General features: G+C 67.4%; 13 protein-coding genes and 1 tRNA gene. 3 read left to right on the top strand and 11 right to left on the bottom strand.

Annotated features, from left to right (window positions below; translation table 11 throughout):
• Positions 1 to 4 precede the first annotated feature (4 nt).
• From A5736_RS10460 to A5736_RS10430, 7 genes are all read right to left on the bottom strand, one after another.
• Complete coding sequence (locus tag A5736_RS10460; protein WP_076246037.1) at positions 5 to 676, bottom strand: 50S ribosomal protein L25/general stress protein Ctc; 672 nt, start codon at positions 674 to 676, stop codon at positions 5 to 7.
• 214 nt (positions 677 to 890) lie between these two features.
• Complete coding sequence (locus A5736_RS10455; RefSeq protein ID WP_076246035.1) at positions 891 to 1,760, bottom strand: oxidoreductase; 870 nt, start codon at positions 1,758 to 1,760, stop codon at positions 891 to 893.
• Positions 1,761 to 1,874: 114 nt separating this feature from the next.
• The gene (locus A5736_RS10450; protein WP_369805013.1) at positions 1,875 to 2,486 is read right to left on the bottom strand and encodes an LpqN/LpqT family lipoprotein; all 612 of its coding nucleotides are present in this window, start codon (positions 2,484 to 2,486) and stop codon (positions 1,875 to 1,877) included.
• A 41-nt stretch (positions 2,487 to 2,527) separates the two neighbouring features.
• Positions 2,528 to 2,884 (bottom strand): arsenate reductase (glutaredoxin), encoded by a 357-nt coding sequence (gene arsC / locus A5736_RS10445; protein WP_076122869.1) that lies wholly within the window; start codon positions 2,882 to 2,884, stop codon positions 2,528 to 2,530.
• Positions 2,885 to 3,865, bottom strand: a complete 981-nt coding sequence (locus A5736_RS10440; protein WP_076060142.1) for a ribose-phosphate diphosphokinase — start codon at positions 3,863 to 3,865, stop codon at positions 2,885 to 2,887. It lies immediately after the preceding gene.
• 97 nt (positions 3,866 to 3,962) lie between these two features.
• Complete coding sequence (glmU, locus tag A5736_RS10435) at positions 3,963 to 5,447, bottom strand: bifunctional UDP-N-acetylglucosamine diphosphorylase/glucosamine-1-phosphate N-acetyltransferase GlmU (RefSeq protein WP_076246032.1); 1,485 nt, start codon at positions 5,445 to 5,447, stop codon at positions 3,963 to 3,965.
• 89 nt (positions 5,448 to 5,536) lie between these two features.
• Positions 5,537 to 5,608: transfer RNA gene (locus tag A5736_RS10430), tRNA-Gln, on the bottom strand.
• 171 nt (positions 5,609 to 5,779) lie between these two features.
• Here A5736_RS10430 and A5736_RS10425 point away from each other — a divergent pair.
• Positions 5,780 to 6,373 carry a TetR/AcrR family transcriptional regulator gene (locus A5736_RS10425; protein WP_139329783.1) on the top strand — a complete coding sequence of 198 codons (594 nt, stop codon included), beginning with the start codon at positions 5,780 to 5,782 and terminating at the stop codon, positions 6,371 to 6,373.
• A gap of 6 nt (positions 6,374 to 6,379) precedes the next feature.
• Here the strand turns inward: A5736_RS10425 and A5736_RS10420 are convergent, their stop codons facing one another.
• Genes A5736_RS10420 through A5736_RS10410 form a run of 3 tightly spaced genes read right to left on the bottom strand, consistent with a single transcriptional unit; the run spans position 6,380 to position 8,954 of the window.
• Positions 6,380 to 7,273: an SDR family oxidoreductase gene (locus A5736_RS10420; RefSeq protein WP_076246030.1), complete on the bottom strand. Its 894-nt coding sequence runs from the start codon at positions 7,271 to 7,273 to the stop codon at positions 6,380 to 6,382.
• 20 nt (positions 7,274 to 7,293) lie between these two features.
• Positions 7,294 to 8,331 (bottom strand): TIGR03617 family F420-dependent LLM class oxidoreductase, encoded by a 1,038-nt coding sequence (locus A5736_RS10415; protein WP_076246135.1) that lies wholly within the window; start codon positions 8,329 to 8,331, stop codon positions 7,294 to 7,296.
• 17 nt (positions 8,332 to 8,348) lie between these two features.
• Positions 8,349 to 8,954, bottom strand: a complete 606-nt coding sequence (locus tag A5736_RS10410; RefSeq protein ID WP_076246136.1) for a TetR/AcrR family transcriptional regulator — start codon at positions 8,952 to 8,954, stop codon at positions 8,349 to 8,351.
• An 82-nt stretch (positions 8,955 to 9,036) separates the two neighbouring features.
• On the opposite strand from A5736_RS10410, the gene A5736_RS10405 reads away from it, so the two are divergent.
• Together A5736_RS10405 and A5736_RS10400 are read left to right on the top strand one after the other, a co-directional pair.
• On the top strand, positions 9,037 to 10,287 hold the full coding sequence (locus tag A5736_RS10405) for a sulfotransferase (protein WP_076246028.1): 1,251 nt from the start codon (positions 9,037 to 9,039) through the stop codon (positions 10,285 to 10,287).
• Positions 10,284 to 11,444: a DUF1214 domain-containing protein gene (locus A5736_RS10400; protein ID WP_076122872.1), complete on the top strand. Its 1,161-nt coding sequence runs from the start codon at positions 10,284 to 10,286 to the stop codon at positions 11,442 to 11,444. Before A5736_RS10405 ends, A5736_RS10400 begins: the two co-directional genes overlap by 4 nt.
• A gap of 10 nt (positions 11,445 to 11,454) precedes the next feature.
• Here A5736_RS10400 and lysA read toward each other — a convergent pair whose 3' ends face one another.
• On the bottom strand, positions 11,455 to 12,795 hold the full coding sequence (gene lysA / locus A5736_RS10395) for a diaminopimelate decarboxylase (protein WP_076246027.1): 1,341 nt from the start codon (positions 12,793 to 12,795) through the stop codon (positions 11,455 to 11,457).
• Positions 12,796 to 12,847: the final 52 nt, after the last annotated feature.

Below are 12,847 nucleotides of genomic sequence, written 5' to 3'. Positions count from 1 at the left end.
CCGCCTACTCGGACTCGGCGGCGGGCGCCTCGGCTTCGCCGGCCTCTTCTTCTTCTGCCGGTGCTTCCGGCGCTTCTTCGCCCTCGGCGACCTCGCCCGCGCCCTCTTCCTCGAGGTCCTCGGCGGTCGGCGCGACCACAACGTTGACCACGAGCATCTCCGGGTCGGAAATCAAGTTGACGCCCGAGGGCAGGGAGATCTGCCCGGCGGTGAACTGGGTGCCGGGTTCGGCGCCCTCGACGGACACGGTCAACTGCTCGGGAATCGACAGGGCGTCGGCCTCGATCTCGATGGTGCTGGTGTCCTGGGTGACCAGAGTGCCGGGGACCGCGTCGCCCTCGACGACGACTCGGACCTCGACGACGACCTTCTCGCCGCGACGCACGACGAGCAGGTCGGCGTGCTGAATGGTGCGGCGGATCGGGTGGATGTGCAGCGCTTTGGTCAGCGCCAGCTGTTCCTTACCGGCGATGTCGAGGGTGAGCACCGCGTTGGTGCCGGAATGCCGCAGGACGGCCGCGAAGTCGTGCCCGGGCAATTCGAGGTGCTGCGGGTCGGCGCCGTGACCGTAGAGGACGGCCGGAATCTTGCCGTCGCGCCGGGCTCGGCGGGACGCGCCCTTGCCGGTTTCGGTTCGCACCGTCGCCGTGAGTTGATTGACTGCCGACTTGGCCATCGTGTCGCTCCTGTGTGCTCTAGTTCTGGGCACGGCCAGGATCGCGACAATCTGTCGGTCCCCGTCGATAACGGTGCTGGTTAGACGGCCAGCCACCCTCGCCGTGACGCCCGGTCAGGTTATCGCATGGGCACGTCAGAGCGGAAATCGATGAGTGTGCTCTGAGGGCGCCATCAGCTCACACTCGCAGCCCTCGGCGCACACTCGGCACGCCTCAGAGCGGAAATTTGGTGCCGGTGAGCTGCTCGGACAGCTCCCAGAGCGCGGCGGCGACGGCCGCGTCTCGCGCCCGGCGGCTGCGCCCGACCGGTTGGCTTCGGCCGACATAGCCGAACCGCGGGCCGACGAACGCGTTTCCCGGCACGCCCTGCGACGCCGCGTAGAGCGTCTGCCGAGCGCCGAAGTCGGCGTTCGTGGCAAATACCCGGGTGGCGGCCGACATCAGCGCGTCGCCCAGCTTGCGGCCCGAGGCGCCCTGCAGGTTGGTGTGCGAATAACCCGGATGCGCCGCGACCGCGCGCAGCGGTGAACCGGCGGCCTCCAGCCGTCGCTGCAGCTCGCTGGTGAACAGGAGGTTGGCGAGCTTCGACTGGCTGTAGGCCAGCCACGGCGAGTACCGCCGGGTCTTGAAGTGCAGGTCGTCGAAGTTGATCCGCCCCGCCCAGTGCGCCATCGAAGACACCGTCACGACCCGGTCGGTCAGTTTGGGTAACAACAGGTTGGTCAGCGCGAAATGGCCGAGATGATTGGTGCCGATCTGGCCCTCGAAGCCGTCGACGGTCAACGCGTAGCCCGCGGCCATGATGCCGGCGTTGTTGATCAGCACATCGGCCTTGTCGATCCCGTCGGCGAACTGCCGCACCGAGGACAGGTCCTGCAGATCGAGTGGGCGCACCTCGACCTCGCCGCGCATCCGCTGCGCGGCGGCCGCACCTTTCTCGGTGTTGCGCACGGCCATCACGATCTTGGCGCCTTTCGCGGCCAGCTCGCGCGCCGTCACCTCGCCCAGCCCGCTATTGGCCCCGGTGATGATGACGGTGCGCCCCGCAAACGAGGGGAGGTCTGCAGCGGTCCAGTCGGTCATGGCTGACAACAGTAGTGACGGGTGCGCAGCGAGATTGCCGTGAGGGCTGTGATTCGGCCCCCGGGCACGACCATGGCGGCAATCTCGGTGACCTCGGACGAGGCCCGGCGTCCGCTATTTTGCGGCGACGACGAATCCGTGGATGATCGCCTCGATGTCGGTCGACTGCGCCACCGCCTCGCCGGCCAGGTCGGTGATGGTCAGCTGAACCAGGTATCGCTGGGCGGCGGGTGGCGATCCGGTCGGGATGACGATCCGGTTCCAGCTATGCAGCCGCGTGCCCTCGAGGTCGTAGCTGCCCTGGATCATCGACGAGGGAAATCCGTTGAAGGGCGCGGTCGACGCGTCGAGTTGGTGGAAGTTCTGGAACAGCTGGGCATCGTCGTTGCCGTGCTTGACGACCTGGGCCGGGTCGAAATCCCCGCGCAGCTTGAACACCACCAGCCTCGCCGTCGGATACTTACCGCCCTTGGAGATCATCACCGTCTCGGGCGTGATCTTCTTCGGATCGCTGAACGGCGACCAGCCCGGTGGCGTCGGTATCGACACGGTCAGATCGGTCAGGCTGCCTGGCGCCACCTGCTGCCCGGTGACACCGATGCTTTCCAGATACTTCGACAACGGGACCGGCTTGCTGGTCGTCGTGGTGGTGGTAGCGGTCGTCGACGTCGTTCCCAACACCGACGAGTAGTCCGGGGGTTTCGGGGCGCACGCGGCCAGCGTCAGCGCGACTAGCGCGGCCCCGGCCGCGACCGCGCAGCGAGAGGTCACAGAACCTCGCGGACCGCGTCGATCGGCCGGGCCAGCCGGGTCCCCTTCGGCGTGACGACAAACGGCCGTTCGATCAGGATGGGATGCTCGGCCATGGCGTCGAGCAGCTCGTCGTCGCTCGCGTCGGCGAGGTTGAGCTCGGCGTAAAGCGGTTCCCGCTTGCGCACCGCGGTGCGCACATCGATGCCGGCGTCGCGGATCATGCGAACCAGTTCGTCCCGGGACGGCGGCGTTTTCAGATATTGGACGATGGTGGGCTCAAAGCCGTTGTCCCGCAGCAGATCCAGCGTCTTGCGCGAGGTGCTGCACTTGGGATTGTGGTAGATGACCGCGTTGTGTGAACCGGAAGCCATCTAGGCGTCTCCGTCGAATAGCCCTGTGACTGAGCCATTTTCGAAGACGGCGCGAATGGTGCTGGCCAGCAGCGGCGCGATCGACAAAACCGTGAGCTGGGGAAAACGCTTCTCCTCGCCGATCGGCAAGGTGTTCGTCACGATCACCTCGCGCGCGCCGCACGCGGCCAACCGCTCGGCGGCCGGGTCCGACAGCACACCGTGAGTCGCGGCGATGATGACGTCACTGGCGCCGTCGTCGCGCAACAGCTGCACCGCGCCGGCGATGGTGCCACCGGTGTCGATCATGTCGTCGATCAGCACGCAGGTCCGGCCTTCGACCTCGCCGACGACGCGGTTGGACACCACCTGGTTGGGCACGCGCGGGTCGCGGGTCTTGTGAATGAAGGCCAGCGGAACGCCGCCCAGCGCGTCGGCCCATTTCTCGGCGATGCGCACCCGGCCGGAGTCGGGAGACACCACGACCATGTTGCTGTCCGGGTAGTTGTCCCGGATGTAGCCGGTCAGCAGGTTCTGCCCGCGCATGTGGTCGACCGGCCCGTCGAAGAAACCCTGGATCTGGTCCGTGTGCAGGTCGACGGTCACGATCCGGTCGGCGCCCGCCGTCTTGAGCAGGTCGGCGACCAGCCGCGCCGAAATAGGTTCGCGGCCCCGGTGCTTCTTGTCCTGGCGAGCGTAGGGGTAGAACGGCATGACGGCGGTGATCCGCTTGGCGCTACCGCGCTTGAGCGCGTCGATCATGATCAGCTGTTCCATCAGCCAGTCGTTGACCGGCGCCGGATGGGATTGCAGGACGAACGCGTCGCAGCCACGCACCGATTCGTGGAAGCGCACGAAGATCTCACCGTTGGCAAACTCCCGCGCGGTCTGCGCGGTGACGTGGACGTCGAGCTCTTTGGCTACCTGCTCGGCCAGCTCCGGATGCGCGCGGCCGGAGAAGAGCATCAGGTTTTTGCGGTTATCGGTCCAGTCGTGGCTCACCGTGCTGCCCTCGGGGTATCGGGATCGAGATAGCGAATTGAAGGCCCCATCGTATGCGAAGGGTCTGGATGGGTTGCCGCATTGCCACGCAGTGGGCTCACGGCGCCCGATCCGGGTCGGGTGGGGGCGGGGGCTGGTCGGCGGCTTTTTCCGCGGCTTCGGCGGCCTGGGCCGCCGCGCTGCCCGGCCGCTTGCGCTTCACCCAGTTCTCGATGTTGCGCTGCGGTCCCGCCGAAACGGCCAGCGCGCCCGGCGGGACGTCGTCGCGCACGACCGTGCCGGCGCCGGTGTAGGCCCCGTCGCCGACGGTCACCGGCGCCACGAACATGGTGTCCGAGCCGGTGCGCACGTGCGAGCCGATGGTGGTGCGGGACTTGGATTCGCCGTCGTAGTTGACGAACACGCTGGACGCGCCGATGTTGCTGTGCTCGCCGATGTCGGCGTCGCCGACGTAGGTCAGATGCGGAACCTTGGTGCCCGCGCCGATGGTGGAGTTCTTGGTCTCGACGAACGCGCCCAGCTTGCCGTCGGCCCCCAACACCGTGCCGGGGCGTAGGTAGGTGTACGGGCCGACCGTCGCGCCACCGCCGATCGACGACGACGAGCCATGGGTACGCACCACGGATGCGCCGTCACCCACCGTGACGTCGGTCAACGTGGTGTCCGGGCCGACGACGCAGCCGGCGCCGATCTGCGTCTGCCCGAGCAACTGCGTCCCGGGGTGGACGACGGTGTCGCGGCCGATCGTCACGTCGACGTCGATCCAGGTGGTCGTCGGATCGACCACGGTCACGCCGGCCATCTGGTGGGCGGCGACGATCCGGCGGTTCAGCTCGGCGCCCAGCTCGGCCAGCTGGACACGGTTGTTGACGCCGGCCACCAGCGCGCTGTCGTCGACGTGCTGCGCGACGATCGACCGGCCGTCCCCGCGCAGGATGGCGATGACGTCGGTGAGGTAGAGCTCGCGTTGCGCGTTGTCGGAGCTCAGGCGACCCAGAGCCGACCGCAATGCGGCGACGTCGAATGCGTACACACCGGCGTTGACCTCGCGGATCTCGCGCTGCGAGTCGGTCGCGTCGGCATGTTCGACGATCGCCATCACCTCGTTGTCCTGGGTGCGCAGGATGCGGCCGTAGCCGAAGGGTTCGCTCAGCGTGGTGGTCAGCACGGTCACCGCGGCCGACGCCGCGTTGTGCGTCGCGATCAGGCCGGCCAGGGTGTCGGAGTCCAGCAGGGGAGTATCGCCGGAGGTGACGACGACGATGCCGGCGTAGTCTTCGGGCAGCGCGGACAGCCCGCAGAGCACCGCATGGCCGGTACCGAGAGGTCGATCCTGCAGCGCGACGTCGATCGGGCGCCCGAGCCGCTCGGCCAGTTCGGCGACCAGCGGCGCGATGCGCTGGTGCTCGTGGCCGAGCACGACGACCAGGCGCTGGGGTGCCACCTTGGCGACCGCGTGCAGCGAGTGGGCCAACATGCTGCGGCCGGCGATCGTATGCAGCACCTTCGGGGTGTCCGACCGCATCCTGGTGCCGGGCCCGGCCGCCAAGACCAGGACCGCGGTGTCACCACCAGACGACATGGATCCCCTTTCGACGCGAGCGAGCATGTTTGTCCGCCGACACGCCGTCAAGCGTGTCATTTCATGCACGCTCGTGGCAAAGAACCGTGCTCCGTCGCCAGGACTCGAACCTGAACTTTCTGAACCAAAATCAGAGGTGCTGCCGATTACACCACGACGGATTGCCCCTTGCGGCGGCTGCCGGAACGATCGCCGACCGCGCCACCAAGACTCTAAACGTTACCGGGGCCGACGGCGGCCCCAGGCAAAGTCATACAACTTCACCTGCGCAAACCGATACCCTGAAGGACGTGGCTGCCCCGGATAAAGAAGTGCGGGCCCCGCGCGCCAGGATGACCGGCAGCGCGCGCCGGCACCAACTCATCGGTATCGCGCGCCAGCTGTTCGCCGAACGCGGCTACGAGGGCGCCTCGATCGAGGAGATCGCGCAGCGCGCCAATGTGTCCAAGCCCGTCGTCTACGAGCATTTCGGCGGCAAAGAGGGCCTTTACGCGGTGGTGGTCGACCGCGAGATGTCGGCGCTGCTCGACGGCATCACCTCGTCGCTGACCAACAACCGGTCCCGCGTTCGGGTCGAGCGGGTCGCGCTGGCATTGCTCACGTACGTCGAGGAGCGCACCGACGGCTTCCGGATCATGATCCGCGATTCACCGGCCGCGATCAGCTCGGGCACCTATTCCAGCCTGCTCAACGACGCCGTCAGCCAGGTCAGCTCGATCCTGGCCGGCGACTTCGCCCGCCGCGGCCTGGACCCGGATCTGGCGCCGCTCTACGCCCAGGCGTTGGTCGGCTCGGTGTCGATGACGGCCCAGTGGTGGCTCGACACCCGCGAGCCCAAGAAGGAAGTGGTCGCCGCGCATCTGGTCAACCTGATGTGGAACGGCCTGACCCATCTGGAAGCTGATCCCAAGCTGCAAGACGAGTAGCGCTCGCTAGGGCCGCACCCCGTCGAGGAAGTTGTTCAGGGCGTGCTTGCCGATTTCTCGTATGCCCAGGGGGCGCGGAAGCAGGCGGGTCACGACGAACATCATCCGCCGGTTCGGGGCGCCTACTTGCATGCTGGGTCGCTTGCCCAGATACAGGACGGCCTCTTCGACGTTTTCCTCGGGCGTATTGATGAGGCTGCCCCTGGCCCGCGCGACGTCGAGCGCCTCGGCGGCCCCCGGCGAACTCGTCAGCCCGGCCATGCATGCCAACACGTGCACGTTGTCGGGTTTCAGTTCGTACCAGAGCCCTTCGGCGAGGATGATGTTGTATGCCCTCGTCGCGCCGTAGTGCGTGTAGTAGGGGCTGCCGATCAATCCCGTGCCGCTACTCATGAGGACAATGCCGCCGCGACGGCGCGCCTTCATCAGTGCCCCGTAGTGGTAGGTCAGCCCAAACGGACTGCAGCAGTTGACGTTTATCCGCCGCCGCTCGAATTCGAGGTCGTCTGCGAAGAATCCGCCCACGGTGGCCAGGGCGGCATTGGATACCAGCAGCCCGATTTCGCGGTCGCCGACGGCCGCGACTATGTTTTCCACCGCATCGGGCGCCCCGAGGTCCTGTGAGATGGTGAGTACCTCGACGCCGAACCGTGTCACCAGTTCTTGCCGCTTCTTCTCCAGTTTCTCGGGGTCGCGGGCGACGATCGCGACCGACAAGCCTTGGGCCGCAGCGTAATCCGCCCAAGCGCCGCCGATGCCCTCGCTGGCGCCGGACACGAGCGCCCAGGGCCCGTACTGCCCGGCGAAGTTCGCCGGGGCGCGGCGGGCCAGTGGACTGTGCGAGTGCCACTGCCTGGCGACGAGTGATTTCAGCGCCCGAGCCGGTTGAGTTGCGTTCATTCGTACCTTCCTGGGGTGGGTCACGCGACCGTCAGCGTGGGAATGGCCTGGAGGCGATCGACCAGCATCGCCAGCGCGTCGTCGGACATGCCGTCGGCGACCGGCAGGCTCAGGCCGGTGCACGCGCCGGAGTACCAGCGCTCGAGCACGGCGGGAATTTCGTCGTAGGTGCCTTGCGGCACAACCTGATCCATCACCTCGTCGGTCAGGTGCTTGTGCAGTTCGCTCCATTCGTTCCGGCGCGCCATGCCGGTGAGCGCTTCGCCGATCTCGGCGAAGCCGAAGTGTTCGAGCTGTCGGCGGTAGGCGGGCGTGCTGTAGAGAAAGGCCAGCTCGGATCGCCGGGGCTCGCGCAACCGCGCCAGCTCGTCGCGGGTGGCGGCCATCAGCGGTTGCGGGTTGGCCACCACCGCGAGCGGCGTCCGCGTGCGGCGGCCATTGCGGGCGCCTTCGGCCAGGGCCGGCAGCGTCTGGGTCGCGAGGATGGACGGATGCGAATTGGTGGGATGGCAGACGAAACCGTCGCAGAGTTCGCCCGCCAGCAGGCACATCTTCTTGTTGACCCCGCCGGTCCAGATCTGCGGGGGCGGACACGGAATCCGGCCGGGGTTGAAATATGGCTGGAGGCGGTCGAATTGGTAGAACCGTCCGGCGTAGTCGAGCGGCTCGCCGGTCTGGAACGAGCGGAATATGGCGAGCACGGCTTCGACGTATTCGCGCAGCCGCAGTGCCGGCTGCGACCACGGGACCGAGAACCGTCCGACGATGTTGCCGCGGACCTGGGAGGCCAGACCGAGCTGGAAGCGTCCGCCGGAGTACTTGGCGAGATCCCATGCCGCGTAGGCGGTGATCATGGGGCTGCGCGGAAACGCCAGCGCCATGCTCGTCCGGACGGTCAGCCGCGTCGTATTGGCCAAAGCCATTGCCGCGACCGTGAATGCGTCGTGGATGGTCTCGGAGACATGGATGACCCCGAAGCCGACGCGCTCCATGCGTGCGGCCCAGGGGCCGATCTCGCCCAAGCCCAGCTGGGCCGGCGCGGAGGCCACGACTTCCATGGGTGGCCCGCCGGCGGTCATCGGGTCATGCCCCTGACGATGAGCGTGGTGTTGTGCTCGAGCCAGGCGTCGTCGAGCGTGCGTTCGGTGGCCATCGACATCATGACGGTGCCGCCGATCATGTCCATCAGCAGACGCGCGTCGATACCGTCGGCCGCCAAACCCTGGGCGGCGGCGTCGTCGAGATACTGCTGCAGGCGTTGGTAGGTGCTGCCCTGCAGGCGATCCAGCAGCCGCGCCGACAAGCCCGGCTCGGAGGGCAGCTCGGCCGTCAGACCCGACACCGCGCTGTGCACGGCCGGGCGGCTGAACAGGTTGATCGATCCTTCGAGCAGGCCGCGCACGACCGTCCGCAGATCACCGGTCAACGGCAACTCCTCGCGCGGGGTCGGGGGAAACACCGCCGCGAAGACGAGTTCGATCTTCGTGGGGAAACGGCGGTACACGGCCGGCGGCGTGGCCCCGGCGCGCGCCGCCACCACGGGAATGGTCAGCCGGGCATAGCCGATCTCCTCGAGGAGCTCGTTGGTCGCGCGCAGTACCGCATCGTCGATGCGCGAATCGCGGGGCCGCCCCTGAGGCTTGGCCTCACGGCGCCCGGATTCGAACGACGTTGACTCCATTACGTTCAGATCGTAATGTTTTGTGAGGCCGGTCACAACCGTGCATTACGTGTAGCCGCTCAACGGTGAAGGAACGCCCGTCATGGCCATCGAGGCACCACCCAGACCGCTTCCGTTTCGGATACTCAACGGCGCCTATCGCGGCGCCCGCGGCCTGGGCGCTAACCCCCTGCCGCTGCGCAAGTACGCGCTGATGGACAGGGCGAGCCGGAAAGCCGGCGGCCTGACCGACTTCGGCGATCCCCGCTTCGAGGAAGGCTTGGACCGGCTCATCGAGTCGATCAACACCGAAGACAGGCTCAACGGCTTCGGTCGCATCCTGGCCACGACGCACCTCACCAACCTGTTGCGCCAGCGGCTGCTGGTGATGGACCACATCCGCCGGAACCCCGCGATCCGCGACGAGGTCATCGCCAAACCGGTCTTCCTGGTCGGGGCGCCGCGCACCGGCACGACGATCACCCATCACCTGTTGAGCCAGGATGATCGTTTCCGCTTCCCCCTCACCTGGGAGTGCGACGAGCTGCACCCACCGCTGGATCCCGCCACCATGCGCACCGACCCGCGGATCGCCCGCAGCGAAAAGCAGATCCGCCGCAGCCTGGCGCTGGCCCCCGATCTCGATGCGGCGCACCCGATCGGCACGTGGGAAGCGCAGGAATGCGCGCTGCTGCACGCCTATGCCTTTGCCAGCGAGACGTTCCACGTCATGTTCAATTGCCAGGGCTACGACCGGTGGCTGGCAGGACAGGACCGCACCTGGGTCTACCAGGAGGAGAAGCTGCTCCTGCAGTACATGCAGAGCGGCGGTCTGCGGCCCCGGGAGGGCTGGCTGCTCAAGACCCCGCCACACATGGCCAACATTGACAAGATCCTCGCCGTCTTCCCCGATGCCCGCTTCGTCACCACCTACCGCGAACCCACCGAAGTCATCGCGTCGAGCTGCAAATTGTCCGGCACCGTGTTCGCGATGGTGCAGGACGGCGTCGACTGGCACGACCACGGCCGTTACATGCGCTGGCGCGCCGGGGGATTGCTCGCCCGCAACGTCGAACTGCGACGCCAATTCGCCGACCGGTCAGCGCAATTCATCGATTTTTCGATGGACCGCATGGTTCGCAATCCGCTGGCGTGCGTCAAGGAGATCTATGACCACTTCGGCATCGAACTCACCGCCGAGGTTCAGCGGAAGATGCGTACGTTCATGGACCAGCGCGGCGCCACCCGCAAGCCCAACATCTACCGGGCCGAGGACTATGGGCTCGACATTCCGACGCTCTGGCCCGAATTCCAGTACTACCGGGACTTTTACGGAATCGAGGACGCGCCATGACTGAACAGCCGAATGATGTGTTGCGGGCGGCGTGGCGACGGTTCGGCGAACTCCACGACGACCTGCTCGACGTCGCGCTGGCGCAGGGCGACCTCGACGAGGGTTCGGCCAGTGCGCTTTTGGGGCATCTGATCGGCCATATTCAATACATGGGGCTGCAATTGCGCAGCGACCCGGCGCGCCCAACGCTGATCAATGCCCAGTACGCGCCGTGGAACTGGGGTCACTCCAACCCCGACACGCTGTACCTGTCGGCGCGGATCGACGACGCGCACGACTACCGGGTGTACGGCACGTTGGGTTCGGTCGCGCAGACCACCTTCGGTGTCTACGCCGGCAAGGACGACCAGGCCCGCGCGGTCAAGACGCAGTCCGAGGATTTACAGATTGGTCCGGACGGATCCTTCGAAATCTACTTTAGCCGCCGGAAGATGGGCGATACCAACTGGTTTGAGCTTCCGCCCGGCGCCGAATCCTTCTGCTGCTACCAAACCTACGGCGACTGGCAGCGCCAGGCCAAGGGCGACATCCGCATCGAATGCCTCGATGCGCCACCGCCGGCGCACCCACCGTCGCTGGCGCAGAGCGTCGCCGAGTTCGACGAGCACCTGGCCGGGTCGCGCGACCTTTTCACCATGTGGGTCAAGGACATACCCGCGCGGGTGTTCGGAGCCCTCCCGAAGAACTTCGCCATCCCGCCGATGCAGCCGCCGTCGGCCATGGCCGGCGCGTGGTTCGTCCCCATCTCCTGGGAACTGCAGGACCGCCAGGCCCTGGTGATCGACTACCAAATCCCCAGTGGCAGCCCCTATGTCGGCATCTGCCTGACCAACCGGTGGAGCGAGATGATCGACATCGAGACACGGCAGACGAGCCTGAACCTCGCCCAGTCGCACGCCGACGGCGACCGCGTTCGGGTGCTGGTGTCCAACGAGGACGTCGGTGTGGACAATTGGCTCGACGCGCGCGGGTATCGCAGTGGGGTCGTCACCTGGCGCGCCACCGCGCCCGAGCAGCCCGCGACGCCCACTGCCACGGTGATCGACATCAACGACATCGACGGCTACTTCGGCCGATCGCGCCGCGTCACCGCCGGGCAGCGGGCGGCGGCGCTGTCGGCGCGGCAACGCCACTTCGCGGAGCGAAACGCGTTGTGACGGCGACGCTTTAGCCGCAGTCGCGCGAGAGCAGGTCGGCGATCGTCTCGCGACGGATGAGCGCGCGGGCCCGACCATCCTTGACCGCCACCACGGGCGGCCGGCAGACCAGGTTGTAGTTCGACGCCATGCTGTGGTGGTAGGCGCCGGTACACGCCACGGCCAGCAGGTCGCCGGGCGCCACGTCCGCGGGTAGCTGAATGTCGCGGGCGATTTCGTCGCCCGCCTCGCAGTGCCGGCCGGCCACGGTCACGGTGCGCTTGGCTCCCAGCGAATGCCGGTTCGCGAGCGCGACCGTGTATTGGGCGCCGTACAGCGACACCCGCGGGTTGTCGCTCATGCCGCCGTCCACGGCGACGAAGGTGCGGCCACCCGGTTGCGTCTTCACCGAGCGCACCCGATACAACGTGAGACCGGCCCGCCCGCTTATGGCGCGGCCCGGTTCCACCACGACGGTCGGCCGGGGGAAGCGTTCGGCGGCGCACGCCTCGTCCAGCTCGTTCTCGATCACTCCGGCGAGCTCGTCCAGGTTGAGTTCCCTATCGCCGGAGACGTACGGGATCCCGTGGCCGCCACCGATGTTCAGCTCGGTGAGGATGACGCCGTGCCGGGTGCGGACGTCGGCCATGGCGGCGATCATCCGGTGGATGGCCTCGCCGTAGCGGGCCGCGTCGGTGACCTGCGAACCGATGTGGCAGTGCAGCCCGACCAGGTCGAGGGCCGGGTGCGCCAGTACCCGCTGCACGGCCACATCGGCCCGGTCGCCATGGAGCGTGAAGCCGAACTTCTGGTCACTGATGCCTGTGGTCACCGCCCGGTGCCCGTGGATGTCGACGTCGGGCGTCACCCGGATCAGCACGCGCTGGCGTCGTCGCGTCAGGCCGGCCAGGTAGGCGATCTCCATGGCCGAATCCAGCACGATGCGCCCGACCCCGACACGCACCGCCTCGCGCAACTCGTCGGGCGATTTCGCATTGCCGTGCATGACGATGCGGGCGGGGTCGACGCCCCCGGCCAGCGCGACGGCCAGCTCGCCGCCCGAACAGACGTCGACCCCGAGGCCCTCTTCGCGGGCCCAGCGCGCCACCGCCGTCGTCAGCAGTGACTTTCCGGCGTAGACAACCCCGACACCGCGCAGCGCCTTGCGGTAGCGGCGGGCGCGGTGCCGAAAATCGGCCTCGTCGATGACGTACGCCGGGGTGTGGAATTCGTCGGCGATATCGGTCAGTGCCACCCCGCCGACGCACAGCCGGCCCTCCTCGTCGGAACGCGTGGTGACCGGCCAGATCGCGGGATCGAACCGCACCGGTGCCGCCTGACCCAGAGACGGCAGGATGTCGATCAATGTCATGGCTTCAAGGTGCGCCCATGCGGGGCCGGGTGCCGCTTTCTTGACGATCCTT

This window comes from Mycobacterium sp. SP-6446, assembly GCF_001954045.1.
Taxonomy (GTDB): domain Bacteria; phylum Actinomycetota; class Actinomycetes; order Mycobacteriales; family Mycobacteriaceae; genus Mycobacterium.
This window is presented reverse-complemented; position numbering and strand designations above follow the sequence as displayed.

Excerpts from the sequence above, each read along its gene's own strand:
- A5736_RS10415 (WP_076246135.1), bottom strand. The coding sequence starts at position 8,331 with ATGGAAGTCGTGGCCTCCGCGCCGGCCCAGCTGGGCTTGGGCGAGATC.
- arsC (WP_076122869.1), bottom strand. The coding sequence starts at position 2,884 with ATGGCTTCCGGTTCACACAACGCGGTCATCTACCACAATCCCAAGTGC.
- A5736_RS10420 (WP_076246030.1), bottom strand. The coding sequence starts at position 7,273 with ATGAACGCAACTCAACCGGCTCGGGCGCTGAAATCACTCGTCGCCAGG.
- A5736_RS10400 (WP_076122872.1), top strand. The coding sequence starts at position 10,284 with ATGACTGAACAGCCGAATGATGTGTTGCGGGCGGCGTGGCGACGGTTC.
- glmU (WP_076246032.1), bottom strand. The coding sequence starts at position 5,447 with ATGTCGTCTGGTGGTGACACCGCGGTCCTGGTCTTGGCGGCCGGGCCC.
- A5736_RS10460 (WP_076246037.1), bottom strand. The coding sequence starts at position 676 with ATGGCCAAGTCGGCAGTCAATCAACTCACGGCGACGGTGCGAACCGAA.
- A5736_RS10410 (WP_076246136.1), bottom strand. The coding sequence starts at position 8,954 with ATGGAGTCAACGTCGTTCGAATCCGGGCGCCGTGAGGCCAAGCCTCAG.
- A5736_RS10425 (WP_139329783.1), top strand. The coding sequence starts at position 5,780 with ATGACCGGCAGCGCGCGCCGGCACCAACTCATCGGTATCGCGCGCCAG.
- A5736_RS10405 (WP_076246028.1), top strand. The coding sequence starts at position 9,037 with ATGGCCATCGAGGCACCACCCAGACCGCTTCCGTTTCGGATACTCAAC.
- A5736_RS10455 (WP_076246035.1), bottom strand. The coding sequence starts at position 1,760 with ATGACCGACTGGACCGCTGCAGACCTCCCCTCGTTTGCGGGGCGCACC.
- lysA (WP_076246027.1), bottom strand. The coding sequence starts at position 12,795 with ATGACATTGATCGACATCCTGCCGTCTCTGGGTCAGGCGGCACCGGTG.